Source organism: Variovorax sp. OV084, assembly GCF_900111625.1.
GTDB lineage: Bacteria > Pseudomonadota > Gammaproteobacteria > Burkholderiales > Burkholderiaceae_C > Variovorax.
In genome coordinates this window covers 352,291-368,278 of the sequence record NZ_FOII01000005.1, presented here as the reverse complement: position 1 = coordinate 368,278, position 15,988 = coordinate 352,291, and the positions used below count along the sequence as shown (strand labels likewise).

Below are 15,988 nucleotides of genomic sequence, written 5' to 3'. Positions count from 1 at the left end.
CGGCTACGCTGCTTCAGCGGAGATCTTCTGCCGCAGCGTCGCCGCCCACCCAGCAGCCTTCCTGTGTCATCGCCTCCGGGGGCAGTCCCACGTGGATGGCAGAGGGCGACCCCATGGCCTCGCCCTGGCGCACCGTCACCGACAGCGCACCGCGGCCGACCAGGCCCAGATGGCGTAGCCCCCACGCGAGCGCGGCCGCGGCGATGCCCGTGGCAGCGTCTTCCGGATAGCCCGAAGACTTCGGAAACTGCCGCGCGCTGACTGTGCCGGCTGCGTCCTGTGACATCGCGTAGGGATACAGCCCGGTGGACCCGAGCCGCTCGCACAGCGATTCGACGCGCGAGAAATCCACGCGCAAGCCATGCAGCTGCGCCGTGTCCGCCAGCCGCACCAGTGTCTTCACGCGGCTGGTGGCGGCATTGAGCACCGGCCCCGCGATCTGCGACGCGTCGATGCCCAGGCATTGCGCGATCTCTTCGACCAGCGCTCGCTGCGTCACCTCCTGCACCACCGCGCGCGGCTGGCTGATCTGCACCGTACCATCGACACGCCGTCCCGTCACGGTGCCGCTCAGCGTCTCGATGGCGACCGGTGCGCCGTTCCATTCATCGCGCTGGTGCAACAGCCACAGCGCGCCGACCGTGGCGTGGCCGCACATTTCCATTTCGTGGTTCGGTACGAAGTAGCGCATGCGCAGGGCATGAGCGGGCGTCACGGGCTTCAGCACGAAGACCGATTCATGCCCGCTGCGCCGCGTGTATTCCTGCATCTGCGCGCTGGAGAGGTCGTCGGCATCGAGCCAGACCGGCGCGGGGTTGCCGCCGACCTTCGGGTCGGGCCCCACGAAGACGCGGATGTTGTGAACGCTGGCCATCGTCAATCGGCCCTCGCGTTCACCGAGCGCGCGATGCCGCCCCAGAGCTTGATGTCGCCGCGGATCTGCGCCTGGAACCCGTCGGGCTGCACGTTCCACGGCGTCACGCCCTTGGCGAGCATGTCGGCGCGCAGGGCCGGGTCGTTCATTGCCGTGTCGAGCGCGGCGCGCAGGCGCTGCATCACCGGCTGCGGCGTGGCTGCCGGAGCCATCAGGCCGTACCAGAGCTGGGGCTTGAAGTCCTTGATGCCGGCCTGCTCGAAAGTGGGCACGCCGTCGAAGCCGGCCGAGGGCTCGCTGATCGCCAGCGCCCGCATGCGGCTGCCGCGCACCTGCGCCAGCAGCGCGGGCGGGTTGTCGAACAGCGCCTGGATCTGCCCCGCCATCAGGTCGGCCTGCGCGGGCGCTGCGCCGCGGTAGGGCACGTGCGTCATCTCGATGCCGGTGCGCTGCTTGAAAAGTTCACCTGTCAGATGGCTCAGGCTGCCGTTGCCGATGCTTCCGTAGTTGAGCGCCTGTGGATGCGCCTTGGCGTAGTCGATGAAGCCCTTCAGGTCGCGCGCCGCCAGCGAAGGCGTCACCACCAGCACGAAGGGCGTGGTGCCGATGGTGCCGACCGGCATCAGGTCCTTGATCGGGTCGTAGGGCAGCTTGGGGTACACCGCGTCGGCCGATGCGATGGTCGACGTGGTGGCGGCCACGAGCGTGTAGCCGTCGGGGTTCGCCTTCGCGCCGAAGCCCGTGCCCACGGTGCCGCCGGCGCCGGACCGGTTGTCGATGATCACCGACACGCCGAGCGCGGCCTGCAGCCGCTGCTGCACCGAGCGGAAGATCACGTCCGTGCCGCCGCCGGCGGGGAAGGGTACGATGATCGTGACCGGCTTGGTCGGGTAGTCCGGGGCCGCCCAGGAGGCTGCAGGGCCGTACAGAAGCCCGGCGGCTGCCAGACCGAGGAGCGCGCGGCGCAGAGGTTGGGGTTTCATGCTTCTTGCTTGCGGGAGTGGTGTTTCCCGATTCTGTTGAGCGTGCGCAAATGCGCGCGACCGATTGCGACATGCACGAATTCAAATGCGACAAGGAGCGGCCATGCAGCTGAACAACGCGCCCTCGACGCCCCGCCAGTCGCTGTTCGTCGAACGGCTCTCGCACCACGCCACCATGGTTGCGAGCACGCGCGACCGCTATGCCACCGACACCCACGTGCACGATTGCGACATGCTGTTCGTGCCCCTCGCGGGACGCTTCAGCGTCGGCGATGCGCAGGGCGAGGCGCAGCGCCTCGGTCCCGGGCACTTCGTCTGGTTTGCGGCGGGGAGCGCGCATTCGACGACCACGCTTACGTCAGGGCAGACGCACATCGCTGTCTATGTCGATCCCGCGCTGTGGGCCACCGCCTTGCAGGCGCAGGGTGTCTCGGGGCCGCCGCAGGGCATGCGCGCGGGCAGCACTGCGCTGCGAGCACTGTCGCAGCGGATGTTCGAGTCCGCGAAGACCGGCGCTGGCGAAAACTACGCGCTGTGCGGCGCGCTCGTCATGGAGGCGGCGCGGCTCAGCGGCAACCCCCTGTCGGACGGCGATCCGTCATCGGCCCTGCTGGTGGCCGAACTGCTGGCCGAAGCCATCGAAAGCGACCTGGCAGAGCCTCTGTCGCTGGAAGCCTTTGCCCAGCAGCACCGCCTCTCGCGCCGCCAGGTGGAGCGCATCTTCCGAGCGAAGTACGGCGTATCGCCGCTGGCCTGGCTGCAGCGCCGGCGCCTGGAGCGCGCGGCCTACCTGCTGGCGCACACGCGGGAGTCGGTGCTGTCCATCGCCCTGCAGGTGGGCTGGGAGTCGGGCTCGTACCTGTCGCGGATGCTGGAGAAGACCTGGGCGAAGACCGCGACGCAGATCCGCGCCTCGGGACCCGGCTCTAGCCTTTACAGCGTCATTCCCCCGTCCACATGAATCACCTGCCCTGTGATGAAGGCTGCCGCCGGACTCAGCAGGAAGGCAATCGGGGCCGCGATGTCGTCGGGGGTTGCGAGCCTGCCCATGGGCACCTGTCCCAGGGCCGCCTTCCATTGCTGCTCGTTGAGCGCGCCTGCCTTCGCACTGTCTTTCCGGACATAGCCCGGCGCCACTGCATTGACGGTCACGCCGCGCGGCGCCATTTCGGCGGCCGCGGCTTTCACCAGAGCTTCCACGCCGGCTTTGGCAGCCGCCGTCGCGGGAAATGTGGAGCTGCCCAGCCGGAAGCGGTGCGCGACGAACGAACTCACCGCAACGAAGCGGCCCTGCCCGCTCGCCTCCAGCAGAGGCAGGCTTCTGCGCAGGAGATATGCCAGCGAAACGACCATGACGTGCAGAGAACGCTCGACGCTGTCGTCGTCCAGTTCCGCGAGCGAGCGCCGGTCGGCAAAGCCGGCGTTGGCCACCACGCCGCGCAGGCCGCCCTGGGCTTGCGCGGCATCCAGCAGGGTGTCGATCGTCTCCGACGTGCCTACATCCCCAACCACGACGGTGCTTCGCACCGCGCCGCATTGCTGCGCCACCGCTTCGGCCGCCGCGCGGTTGCTGCCTGTGTGGATCACAAGGTCGATGCCTTGCGCTGAAAGGAGCCGGCAGGTCGCGGCGCCGATACCCGAGCCTGCACCGGTCACGATGACGGTGTTCATGCCAAAGCCGGCGCTTCAGGCCGAGAACGCGATGCGTTGCTTCTCGACGACCTTCCAGTCGATGTCGACACCGATACCCGGACCGCTCGGTACATGCACGTGCCCCGCTTCCGCTGGCGTCATGCGGACCAGGATGTCCTCCTGGAAAACATACTTCGGCATGTAGAACTCGCAGCCCAGAGAGACGTTGGCACTTGCCGCAATGAAGTGCGACGCGGCCGCCAGTGCAACGCCGCCCTCCCACAGCGTGCCGCCGTAGCAGGGAAGACCCGCCGCCTCGGCGATCGCGTTCACCTTCATGGCCTTGCCGATGCCACCGGCCTTCATGAGCTTGATGCTGATGATGTCGGCAGCGCGCTCCTGCACCGTGCGCAGCGCCTCGGCCGGGGAGAACACGCTTTCGTCGGCCATGATGGGTGTGTCGAGTGCCGCCGCAATCTGCGCCATGGCCGCAATGGCGTCGCGCGGCACCGGTTGTTCGATGAAGGTGGGCTTGAACTGCTCGACATCACGCAGCTGCTGCAGCGCGTTGTAGGGCTGCAGGCCCTGGTTGTAGTCGATGCGCAAATCGAACTCGAAGCCCAGGTGCTCCCTCAGCAGCGAGAGCCGGCGCATGTCTTCCGCATGCGAGGCAAAGCCCGTCTTCACCTTGAAGATGCGATGCCCGGCGGAGAGCATCTGCTTCGCGAGTTCGATGTCGGCGTCAATGTCGGGATTGGCGATGGAGAAAGAAAAGGGAATCCTGTCGCGCACCTTGCCGCCGATCAGCGAATACAGCGGCAGGTTGGCCGCCTTGCCGCACAGGTCGAACAGGGCCATCTCCACCGCGGCCTTGGCTTCGGGGCTGCCGACCAGCGCCCGGTCGCAATCGGCCATGCGCTGCGGAATGTCGCGCGGGTCTGTGCCCAGGAGCACGGGGCGCAAGTACTGCGCAATGCCATGGAACAGGTTCTCGTTGGTGCCCGAGAACACCTCCCAAGCCTGCCCCTCGCCGATGCCATCGATGCCCTGGTCGGTTCGCACGCGGACCACCACGCGCTTGATGGAGGCCTGGATGCTCCCCACGCCCTGCGACCGCTTCATCTTGATGGGCGATTCGAGCAGATGAACTTCGATGTTCTGGATCTTCATGATGATGGTGCCCGGGAGTGATCGTCAGACCTTGATTTGCGGCGGGATCTTGTCTTCGCTGACGCCCCCGACGGACTTGAGGTTCGAGATGAAGGTCTTGCGGATGTTTCCGCTTGCGCGTTCGCTGGCGAGCCATCCGTTGACGTGCTTGAGCCAGCGCGTGTCGGCCTCCTTGCGAACGCCGCCATTGGAGGTTGCGACTTCTTCAGGCGTCAGGATGACCACCTGGCCCACCGCGGGATTCTTGCTGGCCAGGCTCAGGGCCAGCGGCAGGACGAGGATCTGCGCGTCGGCGCGCCCGACCTGCAGCGCAAGCGTTGCATCGACGGCGCTGTCCAGCCGGGTGATCTCCGCGTTCTTGAGCAGGCGCGTGGCGAGCGTGTCGTGCGAAGAGCCCTTGTCGACCACGACGCGGATCGTGGGCTGGTCGAGCTCTGCCCAGGTCTTGGGCGCATAGCCCTTCTTACAGACCGCGGCAAAGGCGATGTTCAAAACCGGGTCAGTGAAGTCGATCACCTGCAGGCGCGCGGGCGTCGGGTTCAGGCCGAAGAAGATGTCGATCTTTTGCGACTGCAACTCGAGCACGGAATTGCCCCAGCTGGTGGGCGTGATGTCGAGCTTTGCGTCCAGGCTCTTGGCCAGGCCGCGATAGAAATCGGCCATACAGCCGAGCCACTCCCCGCTCACCATGTCCTTCTTGTAATAGGGCAGTCCGCCATCGACCGCGCCGACGCGCATGACCTTGGTGCGCGTTACGCGCTCCCATGTCGATTCGCTCGCCTGCGCCAACGCGGTCGCCCACGGAGCGGCACCCGCCGCCAACATTGAACCAGCAACAAAATCGCGACGCTTCATGATGAATACTCCGTTTTCAGGGCTCGGGGGGAAGGAAAAAAGCAAGGCATCGGCTTCGACTTGAAGCGATGACAGTCTTCGGTGGATGTGATCGTAGGTACGACAGGAGACCGAAGGTAGAGACCAGATCGTCGAAAGAACACTCGATCTCGTCGTTTCGACGACGGCGGATGCCGATATGCGATCCCTGGGGATGAGCAAGTCACAGGGGCGTCGAGCAAGAAGCTTGCCATTGCAACGATGGATTACTGGCTGGCTGGCAGTCAGGAAGCGCCGCCCCGCGCCCTTACATTCACACCAACACCGAAAGCGCCCAATGCCCCGCCCCGTTCTCGAAGAAGCCCGCATCCACCCCGCCATCCGCGCAAGGCTGGCCGACAGCCGCCAGACTTTCGTGCGCGAAGTCATGGCGGCAGTTGCCGAGCACGACGTGGTCGTGGTCGGCATGGGCATCAACCCGTTCCCCAAGAAAGCGCGCCAGGCCCTCGACCGGATCGGGCAGCCGTACAAGTACCTCGGGTACGGCAGCTACCTGAGCCGATGGCGCGACCGCAACGCGCTCAAGATGTGGACCGGGTGGCCGACCTTTCCGATGGTGTTCGTCAAGGGCATGCTGGTCGGCGGCGCCGCGGACTTGCAGAAGCTCATCGACAGCGGGGAGCTCAAGACTCTTCTCGCCAGCCGATAGCCACACCGGCTAGCCCGGCACTTCCCACGCAAAGCCGACGCCGTACACCGACCGTATCCAGTCGTGCTCGGGCGTGACCGAGCCGAGCTTGCGGCGCAGGTTCTTCACGTGGCTGTCGATGGCGCGTTCGGTCACGTCCACCGTGTCGTCGTAGGCCAGTTCGAGCAGGCGGGAGCGCGAGAAGATGCGCCCCGGGTGCCGCGACAGCACCTGCAGCAGCCCGAACTCGCGCCGTGTGAGGTTCAGCGGCGTGCCTTCGAGCGAGGCGCGCCAGTGCACGTCGTCGAGCACCAGCCCCGGCGCGTCGCTCTGCGAGGCCGAGCCCTGCGCCAGCCCCGGTGCGGTGCGACGCAGCACGGCGCGCACGCGCGCCACCAGCTCGCGCGGCGAGAAGGGCTTGCACACGTAGTCGTCGGCGCCCAGCTCCAGGCCCAGCAGCCGGTCGACCTCCTCGATGCGCGCGGTCAGCATGATGATCGGGTGCGCCGTGTGCTCGCGCGCGCGGCGCAGCACCTCGATGCCATCGAGCCGCGGCAGCATGATGTCGAGCAGCGTGAGGTCGGGCGGTGCGGCGACGATGCTTTCCAGCGCGCTTTGCCCGTCGGTGAAGTGCTCGGTTTCGTAGCCCGCGTGGCGCAGGTAGTCCTGCACCACCGAGGCGATGTCGGTTTCGTCTTCGACGATGACGATGCGTGTCATGAGGATGTCCCCAGTGGAAGGGTGATGGTCACGCGCAGCCCGCCCAGGGGCGAGGCTGACGCATCGATGGTGCCGCCGTGCGTCTCGATGGTCGCGCGGCAGATCGAAAGGCCGAGCCCGGAGCCACCGTGTTCGCGGCTGCGCGAGGCTTCGCCGCGGAACAGGCGGTCGAACAGGCGCGGCAGCTCGGCCTCGGGCACGCCCGGCGCGCTGTCGTCGAACAGCAGGGTGAGACAGTTGCCGGTCCATGCGCCCTCGACCGTGACGTCGATGCGCAGCTGTCCGCCCTGGTCGGTGTAGGCCAGCGTGTTCTCCAGCAGGTTCATGAAGACCTGGTGCAGCCGGTGCGCGTCGCCGTCGATGGTCGGCTGCGCGGCGGCGCCGATGAGGTCGATGGCGCGCCGGTCCACTGTGATGCCACGCGCGGCGAAGCGGTCGCGCGTGTGGTCGAGCGCTTCTTTCAGCAGCGACAGCGGAAACACCGTGGCCGTGAGCAGGTCGCTCTGCGGCTCGCGCATGCTGCTGCGCAGGTCGTCGACCAGCTGGCCGAGCCGTATCACCTGCCGGTGCAGCCGCAGCGCGGTGCGTTCGTCGAAAGTGCGTACGCCGTCCTGCAGCGCCTCGATTTCCGCACGCATGGCGGCCAGCGGCGTGCGCAGCTCGTGCGCCGCATCGGCCAGCCAGGCGCGGCGCGAGGCCTCGACCGTGTCCAGGCGCTGTGCCATGTCGTTGAAGGTGCGCCCGAGAAGCGCAAGCTCGTCCGAGCCCTGCACCGCGACGCGGGTGGAGAGCCGGCCGCGCGCCAGGTCTTGCGCGGCCTGCGTGAGTTCGTCGATGGGCTTGAACCAGCGGCGTGCCAGCAGCCACGACAGCACCAGTGCGAAGCCTAGGCCGCACAGGCCCGTGAGCACGATCACGCCCGACTGCCGCGCCACGAAAGCGCGGTCGGCCTCGCTTTCGAGGCCCTGCAGCGGCGTGAGCGCCAGATAGCCGATGACCGTGCGGTCGCGCCGGATCGGCGTGCGCGCGGCGTTCGCCAGGTCGACGTCGGCGCCCACCACGCGCGCGCCGTGCGCGTCGAGCACGGCCAGCCGCTGGAAGATGGAGTCGGGCGATTCCCGTGGATCGCGAAAGAACCACGGCGGCGGCATGGTCGGCAGCCGGCGCGGCATCAGGTCGAGCTGTGGCGACGACAGCGTCGTCTCCGACGGCGGCGGGGGTGGCGGGCTGCCGTCGGCACCGTTGTCGTGCTGTGGAGGGGCGGAAGGATTGCCGCCGCGCATGGCGCGGTAGTCGTACCAGGGCGGCAGCCGCCGCTCGTCGCCGGCGTTGCTGCCGTTGCTGGTGCTGTCGAGCAGGGCAGCCATCCGGCCCATCTGCAGGCGGCGCCAGGCGTCGTCGTTGTCGCGCAGGCTCTTCCAGTCGCCGTTGGCGACGTAGTGCTTCAGCAGCAGATCGGTGAGCCAGTCCATGCGCCGGATCTCGATCTCGGCCACGTAGGAGCCCAGGCCGCGTTGCAGCGCGATGATCGACAGGCCCGCGAAGCTGATCAACAGCACGATCAACAGGGCGGCCAGCGCCAGGAAGATCTTCCTGGAAAGTGTCAGGTGAGGCATGGACTGGGGGGAGGCATGGCCGCATTCTGCGGCATGCATGGCGGGCAGGCGAAGGGGTACTTCATGGGCAAGCGGCCGATCATTGCGGCCGAATGTGGAGGAAATTGGGAGGAAATTTCTCCACCATTTCTCCTGAATCGGCCCGCACGATGCAGGCCATGAACCCTCCTCACATGGGCCTGCCGCTGCAGCTGGCGATCACGGTGTTTTTCTGGCTGATCGCCCAGGCGTGGACGCTGTTCGTCTTCTGGGCGGAGGGATGCGCCACGCGGCCCGCCGCGTCCGGCACCGGACCGATCGACAAGGAAAAGACGCCATGACACCCCCCGATTCGCTGCTCCCCGGGCGCCGCGGCCTGCTGGCCGCCTTCGGCGCCGCGGGCCTGTCGGCATCGGCACGCCTGGCACTGGCCGCGTCGCGCCGCCTGCCGCTGACTGCGCAGGCCACCGAAGGGCCGTACTACCTCGACCTCGCACTGGAGCGCCGCGACATCACCGAAGGGCTCGACGGCGTGCCGCTGGACGTGCGCTTCACTGTGTGCGACGCGGCCGGCCGGCCGCTGCCCAGGCTGCGCGTGGACCTGTGGCACTGCGACGCGCAGGGGCGCTACTCGGGCTTCGGCGAGCAGGGCGACGACCGCGCCCAGTCGTTCGAAGGCAAGACCTTCCTGCGCGGCAGCCAGCACACCGACGGCGAGGGCGCCGTGTCCTTCGGCACCGTGTACCCGGGCTGGTATGCAGGGCGCACCACGCACATCCATTTCAAGGTGATCAAGGGCGCGCACGCCGTGCTCACCTCGCAGTTCTTCCTGCCCGATGCGCTGAGCGAATTTCTCTACACGCAGATGCCGCTCTATCAGCGCGCGCGGCTGCGCGACACGCTCAACAGCGTGGACGGCATCGCATTGAAGGCCGGCGCAACGGTGCTCGGCGCGGTGCGCGAGGAGCGGCAACGCTACGTTGCCACGCTCGCGCTGGTGGTGGACCCGGCGGCGAACCGGGAGACTGACCGGCCGCCGCGGCCGGGTGCTGGCTTTGGGGGTGCTGGTGGCCCGCCGCCCGGCGGGATGCCGCCCCCCGGTGGCGGTGGCATGCGTCCGGTGCGGCCCCGTGCGCTGGAAGGCACTGCGCGCGCCCGCGCGTTGGTGCCGCCGCGCGCCGAAGGCTAAGTGCCGCAAGCCACGCTTGCAGCGGGCGTGCGGGCTCAGGCCGGCCGCTCCGCGAAGCTGAAGCCTACGCCGTAGACCGAGCGGATCCAGTCGTGCGAGGGCACGGCGGCCGCGAGTTTCTTGCGCAGGTTCTTGATGTGCCCGTCGACCGCTCGTTCGTTGACGTCGAACGCCTCCGGAAACGCGGCTTCGAGCAGCTTGGAGCGCGTGAATACCCGGCCGGGGTCGCGCGACAGCGCCCGCAACAGCAGCAGCTCGCGGCGCGTCAGCCTCAGCGCGCGACCCTCCAGGCAGGCATTGCCGCGCGGATCGTCGAAGCGCACCGCTGTCGAGGGCCGGGCGGCCGTATCGCGCCACTGCGCATGCCGGCGCAGCACCGTGTGGATGCGCGCCACCACCTCGCGCGGCGAAAAGGGCTTGCAGACATAGTCGTCGGCGCCCAGGTCGAGCGCCAGCAGCCGGTCGGCTTCCTGCGCGCGCGCCGTCAGCATGATGATCGGGTGGTTGCCGTACGAGCGCACCGTCTCCAGCACCTGGATGCCGTCGATGCGCGGCAGCACGATGTCGAGCAGGGTGAGCGCTGGCGGCATGCTCAGGATGCGCTCCAGCGCTGCCGAGCCGTCTTCGACCTGCTCGACCTCGTGGCCTGCGCCTTGCAGGTGGCCGAGCAGCAGCGGGGCGCTGCTGTCGCGTCCGTCTTCCACCAGCAGGATGCGAGCCATGGCCAGGGTACTCCGCTCAGAAGGAGGTTCCGATCTGGAACTGGAAGCGCTGCGTGCGGTCGGCCGAGATGCCGTTGGCCGTGTCTTCCTTCTGGTAGATCAGCGGCACCGCGTAGGCCAGTCGCAGCGGGCCGAGCGGCGAGATCCAGCTGATGCCGATGCCGGTCGACGCGCGAATGCGGTTCTGCGCCTTCCATTGCGCGTCCGTCATGCTGGCGGTGCGGTCGGCGAACACGTTGCCCGCGTCGAAGAAGGTGTACAGGCGCAGCGTCTTGTCGTTGCCCGCACCCGGGAAGGGCGTGCTGAACTCCATGTTGAAGATCGCCTTGCGCGTGCCGCCGAGCGCACCGGCCGTGACCGAGTCGAGCGGGCCGAGCGAGTTCTGCTCGAAGCCGCGGATCGAGCCCAGGCCGCCGGCGTAGAAGTTCTTGAAGATCGGGTAGGTGCTGTCGCCCAGCGCCCGCGCATAGCCGAGCTGACCGTTGATGGCCAGCGTGTACTGCTTGGACAGCGGGAAGTACTGCTGGTACTGGTAGTTGGTCTTCAGGTAGCGCAGTTCGCTGCCCACGCCGATTTCGAGGTTGGCGCTCTGCAGCCGGCCGCGCGTGGGCACCAGTGCGCTGTCGCGGTCGTCGCGCGACCAGCCCAGCGTGGCCGGGATGCCCACCACGCTCGACTTCGCGCAGGTCACGTTCGGCACGGTGCCCGAGCACTTGAAGTAGTCGAGGTAGGCCTGCGGCGTGGCGGTGTACACGTACGAGCCGTCGACCAGCGTGTAGGTGCCGTTGGTGCCTGGCGTGAACGAATAGCGCTCCACGCCGATCCCCAGGTACACCGTGTCCTGCTCGCCCACCGGAAAGCCGAATCGGATGGAGCCGCCGTCGCTCGCGAGCTTGTAGTTGCCGTCGGCCTCGTAGTACGGCCGCGTGGTGGTATGGAACACGTTGATCGTGCGCGAGATGCCGTCCTTGGTGAAGTACGGGTCGGTCGCCGTGACCGAGATGGTGCGGTTGTACGAGCTCGTGTTCACGTTCAGCCCCAGGTAGTTGCCGCTGCCGAACACGTTCTCCTGCGTGATGCCGAAGCTCAGCGAGACCTTGTCGGTGGACGAGTAGCCCGCGCCCAGCTGCAGCGAGCCGGTCGGCTTCTCGGCCACGTTCACCACCAGGTCGACCTGGTCGGGCGAGCCGGGCACGTCGACGGTGTCGACGTTCACTTCGGTGAAGAAGCCCAGGCGGTCGACCCGGTCGCGCGAGGCGCGGATCTTGTTGCCGTCGTACCAGGCGCCTTCGTACTGGCGGAACTCGCGGCGGATCACCTCGTCGCGCGTGCGCGCGTTGCCACCGATGTTGATGCGCCGCACGTACGCACGGCGCGAGGACTCGGCCTTCAGCACCAGCGTGACGCGGTTGTTCTCGCGGTCGATCTCGGGCTCGGCCTTCACGCGTGCGAAGGCATAGCCGAAGGTGCCGAAGTAGTCGGTGAAGGCCTTGGTGGTGGCGGCCACGTCTTCGCCGTTGTAGGGCGCGCCGGGGCGGATGGTCACCAGCGTCTTGAATTCGTCCTCGTGGCCCACGTAGTCGCCCGCGAGCTTCACGCCGGCCACCACGAACTTCTGGCCTTCGATGATGTTGATGGTGAGGGTCAGCGTCTGCCGGTCCGGCGAAATGGCGACCTGCGTCGACTCGATGCGGAACTCCAGGTAGCCGCGCGTGATGTAGTAGGAGCGCAGCGTCTCCAGGTCGCCGTTGAACTTGGTGCGCGAGTACTGGTTGGACTTGGTGTACCAGTCGAGCCAGCCGCCGGTGTCCTGGTCGAACAGGTCGAGCAGTGTGCTTTCGCTGAAGGCCTTGTTGCCGACCACGTGCACTTCCTTGATGCGCGCGGACTCGCCTTCGGTCACGGTGAAGGTCAGGTTCACGCGGTTGTTCTCCAGCGGCGTGACGGTGGTGATGACCTGCGCGTTGTAAAGACTGCGGCTGATGTACTGCCGCTTGAGCTCCTGCTCGGCTCGGTCGGCCAGTGCCTTGTCGTAGGCCTGCCCTTCTGCGATGCCCACCTCGCGCAGCGCCTTCTGCAGCGCGGCCTTGTCGAACTCCTTGGTGCCCACGAAGTCGACGTCGGCGATGGAGGGGCGCTCTTCCACCACCACCACCAGCACGTTGCCGTTCACGTCGATGCGCACGTCCTTGAAGAGGCCGAGCTTGAACAGCTCGCGGATGGCGGCGCTGCCGCGCTCGTCGCTGTAGGTGTCGCCGGCGCGCAGGCCCATGGTGGCGAAGACGGTGCCGGGCTCGACGCGCTGGAGGCCCTCCAGCTTGATGTCCCTGACGGTGAACGGTTCGACGGCCCAGGCGGGAAGAGCGACGAGAGGGGCGACGAGAGAGGCAAGCAGCGCGCCGGCCGCTGCGAGGGACTTGGGAAAGTGCATCGACGGATGGTCTTTGCCAATGTCGGAGAAATTTGGGACTTTTCTCCGGCTGCCCCGGGCCGCTCGGGGTCTTTACCTTGGTCTTTACATTACTGCAACCCCATGGCGTTTGAGGCTGGCCATGCCGGCGCCGCCTGTTCGCCCGCGACGAACCCGGCTCTTTCGCGGCAGTTCTGCAGATGCTCTTCGAGCGACAGGGACCCTTGTATCTGCAGCAGGCGCTCCACCGTACGGTCGACGGCCTCTTCGTCGAGCAGCCGATAGGTGCGCGCGGTACGGCCGTTGTTGCGCACCAGGCGCGCGATGTAGGGCAGGTCCTGCTGGGTGATGACGGCTGCCGGCATCACGCCTTCGAGCTCGATGCCTTCGCACGGCAGCAGCACGAAGTATTGCAGCCGCAGGTCGTCGGGCAGCAGGCTGCGCAGCTGGGTGGTCTTGCGTCCGCCCTGCCATGCGGGGTCTTTCACCTCGCGCGCGCTCTTGCCGCCGTTCAGGCGCAGGAACCAGCGCGGCGGGGACTGGTCCGACTTCTTGCGATAGACAAAGGCGTTGCGCCAGGCCTTGATCTCGAACAGGTAGAGGCCGGTTTCGCACACCACCACGGCGTCGATGCGCGCGGTGCGCACCGCATGCCCCTCGGGCATCGGAATGATGAGGTTGCGAAGAATGCGCAGGTAGGAAAAGGCGGGGCTGAATGCGCTGGTCAGCTGCTGCACACCCAGCGAGGTGGCGACGGTGCTTGGCATGGCAATGGTCATGGATGACTCCTTCGGTCGCCGAGCATTGCGCTGCTTTTGGGAGACTTCTTGTGTGAGGTGTTTCCTCCGGTTGTGCGGGGCTTCTCCCGGCGCAGTGCACGCAAACAACAGTTCACGCAAAGCAGAGGCATTCACAAGATTCCTCCGAATTTGAACGAGACGATGCGTGCCTGCTGCTCGATGGAGAGCCGCTGAAACTGGAGAACCCTGAATGAAGAAAACCCTCACGGCATTCGCTGCCCTGGCCGTCTGCGGCCTGGCTTCTGCCCAATCGTCCGTCACGTTGTTCGGCGTCGTGGACGCTGGCCTGACCTACCAGTCGAGCACCTCGCGCGACACGACCACCGGCGCGTCGGTCAAGCAAAGCAAGACGAGCCTGGGCAACTCGGCCTACAACTCCAGCCGCATCGGCTTCCGCGGCACCGAAGACCTCGGCGGCGGGCTGGCAGCGAGCTTCTGGCTCGAAGCGCCCATCACCAACGACGACGGCGCCACCGGCATCTCCACCTTCGCGCGTCGCTCCACCGTGAGCCTGTCGGGTGGCTTCGGCGAGCTGCGCCTGGGCCGCGACTACACCGCCACCTTCTGGAACGACACCGTGTTCGACCCGTTCGGCACCAACGGTTCGGGCACCAACGTCATCAGCACCGTCAGCGGCAACACCACCATCAACAACGCCAACTACGTGCGTGCCAGCAACTCGATCGGCTACTTCCTGCCGCCGAACCTGGGCGGCTTCTACGGCCAGGTGCAGTACAGCCTGCACGAGAACGCCAGCACCGACGCCACCAGCACCACGGCAGCTTCCAGCAGCACGGCTGGGCGCTACGTCGGTGGCCGCTTCGGCTACGCCAACGGTCCCCTGGACGTGGCACTGGCCGTGGGCCAGAGCACCGTCGTGGACACCACCGCGCTGGAGCGCAGGGTGCAGACCATCAACCTGGGCGCTTCGTACGACTTCGGTCCTGTGAAGCTGTTCGGCGAGCTGTCGAACGTGAAGAACAAGTTCGACTACGCGGCAGCGGCTGACACGCACGACACCTACAACGGCTACCTGATCGGTGCGACCGTGCCGGTGGGCGCAGGCCTGATCCGCGTGGCGTACTCGCAAGTGCGCTACAACGAAGGCACGGCCGGCATCACGGGCGAAGACCCGATGGCACGCAAGTTCGCAGTTGGCTACGTGCACAACCTGTCCAAGCGCACGGCGCTGTATGCGACGGTGGCGCGCGTGAACAACCGCAACGACGTGAACTACACGGGCAGCCTGGTGTCGGCCAGCACCACGGGCTACGGCAGCACGGGCACCAGCTACACGGGCCTGCCGCGCTCTTCCACCGGCTACGACTTCGGTATCCGCCACGCGTTCTGATGCAGGACGCGCGCCGCGCGGGAGAAAGGGGCCTCAGTGCTCTTTTTCTCCCGCGCGGCTTTTTCGTTTCTACCCAGCAGTGAGCTTCTTCCAATGAACCGAATTGCACTCCTCGCGGGCGTGCTGGCTGCCACCGGCCTGACCGGCTGCATCATGCTGCCCCCGCCGCCCATGCCCTACCGTCCGCCACCGCCGGGCTTTCGCGGTGAAGGGCCGCCGCCGATGTTCTATGGCGCCCGCAGGCCGCCCCCTCCAGGATGGGACGCCTGCGATGGCGTACGGGACGGCTGCGCGCGCGGCATGCCGGGCGGACCCGAGATGCAACAAGCCCCGGGAGCACGCTGATGAGCGGGGGACAACTGCATTCCGGCAACCTCGGCGCCATCATCGCCGGCGTGATCCTTCTCGGCCTTGGTGGCGTGGTCTGCTTGATGGCCTCGCTGTTCATCGCCAACATGCGGAACGGCGCAAAGGCGCGCGAGCTCGCGGCACAGGCCCGCAGCGAGGCGCGGCAAAGAATGAGCGCGAGCCGCGTGCAAGACCTGCGACCGCTGCTCGATGCCGCCCCGGACTGCCAGGGCATCCGTCTCGACATCCAGCTGCCGGCTGAAGCCGTGCCCGTGCTGGCGATCGAGGCCGAGCTGCGCGAGCTGCTCGCCAAGGTGACGGACTACGCGGCCAGCGTGATGCGCGCGGGCGCCACGCTGCAGGTTCGCGCGCATGCGGAAGGCACACAGGCCGTGATTCACTGGCGCGACCTCGATGCCGTCGACGTGCGCCCTCCGCTCGCGCGGTTTTTCGACACCGCGCAGGCCGCGATTGCGGGGGCCAGTGCCAAGGCCTGCGAACGCATTGCCGGCCATCATGGTGGACGCATCTATTCAGCCCCGGATGCCGGCGGCGTGCTGGGACTGACACTGCGCCTGCCATTGCTGGCCGACGAGCGCGCTCACTGATCGACGCAAGGCCGGCAGGGACGGGCCTCGTGGAACTCCGCGTCATACTCGCGGTCCCACGGTG

General features: G+C 67.4%; 17 protein-coding genes. 7 read left to right on the top strand and 10 right to left on the bottom strand.

The annotated features are described in order from the left end of the window. Nucleotides 1–13: 13 nt before the first annotated feature. Nucleotides 14–874, bottom strand: a complete 861-nt coding sequence (locus BMW87_RS16860; RefSeq protein WP_093077522.1) for a PhzF family phenazine biosynthesis protein — start codon at nucleotides 872–874, stop codon at nucleotides 14–16. Nucleotides 875–876: 2 nt separating this feature from the next. Beyond that, the gene (locus BMW87_RS16855; protein WP_093077521.1) at nucleotides 877–1,857 is read right to left on the bottom strand and encodes a Bug family tripartite tricarboxylate transporter substrate binding protein; all 981 of its coding nucleotides are present in this window, start codon (nucleotides 1,855–1,857) and stop codon (nucleotides 877–879) included. A gap of 103 nt (nucleotides 1,858–1,960) precedes the next feature. Here BMW87_RS16855 and BMW87_RS16850 point away from each other — a divergent pair, with 103 nt between their 5' ends. After that, complete coding sequence (locus BMW87_RS16850; RefSeq protein WP_177192787.1) at nucleotides 1,961–2,818, top strand: AraC family transcriptional regulator; 858 nt, start codon at nucleotides 1,961–1,963, stop codon at nucleotides 2,816–2,818. On the opposite strand, the gene BMW87_RS16845 is transcribed toward BMW87_RS16850, so the two are convergent. From BMW87_RS16845 to BMW87_RS16835, 3 genes are read right to left on the bottom strand one after another with little or no spacing between them, the layout of a single operon-like run. Next, nucleotides 2,791–3,528 (bottom strand): SDR family NAD(P)-dependent oxidoreductase, encoded by a 738-nt coding sequence (locus BMW87_RS16845; RefSeq protein WP_093077518.1) that lies wholly within the window; start codon nucleotides 3,526–3,528, stop codon nucleotides 2,791–2,793. The genes BMW87_RS16850 and BMW87_RS16845 overlap by 28 nt on opposite strands. Nucleotides 3,529–3,543: 15 nt before the next feature. Beyond that, complete coding sequence (locus tag BMW87_RS16840; protein ID WP_093077517.1) at nucleotides 3,544–4,659, bottom strand: enolase C-terminal domain-like protein; 1,116 nt, start codon at nucleotides 4,657–4,659, stop codon at nucleotides 3,544–3,546. Between the two features lie 24 nt (nucleotides 4,660–4,683). After that, complete coding sequence (locus tag BMW87_RS16835; protein WP_218149754.1) at nucleotides 4,684–5,514, bottom strand: transporter substrate-binding domain-containing protein; 831 nt, start codon at nucleotides 5,512–5,514, stop codon at nucleotides 4,684–4,686. Between the two features lie 316 nt (nucleotides 5,515–5,830). Between BMW87_RS16835 and BMW87_RS16830 the strand changes: the two genes are divergently transcribed. Further along, complete coding sequence (locus BMW87_RS16830; protein WP_093077515.1) at nucleotides 5,831–6,202, top strand: glutaredoxin domain-containing protein; 372 nt, start codon at nucleotides 5,831–5,833, stop codon at nucleotides 6,200–6,202. 9 nt (nucleotides 6,203–6,211) lie between these two features. Here the strand turns inward: BMW87_RS16830 and BMW87_RS16825 are convergent, their stop codons facing one another. Together BMW87_RS16825 and BMW87_RS16820 are read right to left on the bottom strand one after the other, a co-directional pair. After that, nucleotides 6,212–6,901, bottom strand: a complete 690-nt coding sequence (locus BMW87_RS16825; RefSeq protein ID WP_093057410.1) for a response regulator — start codon at nucleotides 6,899–6,901, stop codon at nucleotides 6,212–6,214. Next, on the bottom strand, nucleotides 6,898–8,517 hold the full coding sequence (locus BMW87_RS16820; RefSeq protein ID WP_093057495.1) for an ATP-binding protein: 1,620 nt from the start codon (nucleotides 8,515–8,517) through the stop codon (nucleotides 6,898–6,900). The genes BMW87_RS16825 and BMW87_RS16820 overlap by 4 nt, the downstream gene beginning before the upstream one ends. A 158-nt stretch (nucleotides 8,518–8,675) precedes the next feature. On the opposite strand from BMW87_RS16820, the gene BMW87_RS34720 reads away from it, so the two are divergent. Then, nucleotides 8,676–8,837, top strand: a complete 162-nt coding sequence (locus BMW87_RS34720) for a hypothetical protein (protein ID WP_256216802.1) — start codon at nucleotides 8,676–8,678, stop codon at nucleotides 8,835–8,837. After that, nucleotides 8,834–9,685, top strand: coding sequence for an intradiol ring-cleavage dioxygenase (locus BMW87_RS16815; RefSeq protein WP_093077514.1), 852 nt, complete (start codon nucleotides 8,834–8,836; stop codon nucleotides 9,683–9,685). Before BMW87_RS34720 ends, BMW87_RS16815 begins: the two co-directional genes overlap by 4 nt. 35 nt (nucleotides 9,686–9,720) lie before the next feature. Here BMW87_RS16815 and BMW87_RS16810 read toward each other — a convergent pair whose 3' ends face one another. From BMW87_RS16810 to BMW87_RS16800, 3 genes are all read right to left on the bottom strand, one after another. Then, nucleotides 9,721–10,407 carry a response regulator gene (locus BMW87_RS16810; protein ID WP_093057412.1) on the bottom strand — a complete coding sequence of 229 codons (687 nt, stop codon included), beginning with the start codon at nucleotides 10,405–10,407 and terminating at the stop codon, nucleotides 9,721–9,723. A 16-nt stretch (nucleotides 10,408–10,423) separates the two neighbouring features. After that, nucleotides 10,424–12,838, bottom strand: a complete 2,415-nt coding sequence (gene bamA / locus BMW87_RS16805; RefSeq protein ID WP_093077513.1) for an outer membrane protein assembly factor BamA — start codon at nucleotides 12,836–12,838, stop codon at nucleotides 10,424–10,426. A gap of 89 nt (nucleotides 12,839–12,927) precedes the next feature. Continuing rightward, nucleotides 12,928–13,596: a nuclease-related domain-containing protein gene (locus BMW87_RS16800; RefSeq protein WP_093077512.1), complete on the bottom strand. Its 669-nt coding sequence runs from the start codon at nucleotides 13,594–13,596 to the stop codon at nucleotides 12,928–12,930. A gap of 211 nt (nucleotides 13,597–13,807) precedes the next feature. On the opposite strand from BMW87_RS16800, the gene BMW87_RS16795 reads away from it, so the two are divergent. The 3 genes from BMW87_RS16795 (at nucleotide 13,808) to BMW87_RS16790 (ending at nucleotide 15,924) form a co-directional block, all read left to right on the top strand. Beyond that, nucleotides 13,808–14,968 (top strand): porin, encoded by a 1,161-nt coding sequence (locus BMW87_RS16795; protein WP_093057368.1) that lies wholly within the window; start codon nucleotides 13,808–13,810, stop codon nucleotides 14,966–14,968. Between the two features lie 93 nt (nucleotides 14,969–15,061). Then, nucleotides 15,062–15,313 carry a hypothetical protein gene (locus tag BMW87_RS34715; protein WP_143062582.1) on the top strand — a complete coding sequence of 84 codons (252 nt, stop codon included), beginning with the start codon at nucleotides 15,062–15,064 and terminating at the stop codon, nucleotides 15,311–15,313. Continuing rightward, nucleotides 15,313–15,924, top strand: coding sequence for an ATP-binding protein (locus tag BMW87_RS16790; RefSeq protein ID WP_177142459.1), 612 nt, complete (start codon nucleotides 15,313–15,315; stop codon nucleotides 15,922–15,924). Before BMW87_RS34715 ends, BMW87_RS16790 begins: the two co-directional genes overlap by 1 nt. Nucleotides 15,925–15,988 lie beyond the last annotated feature (64 nt).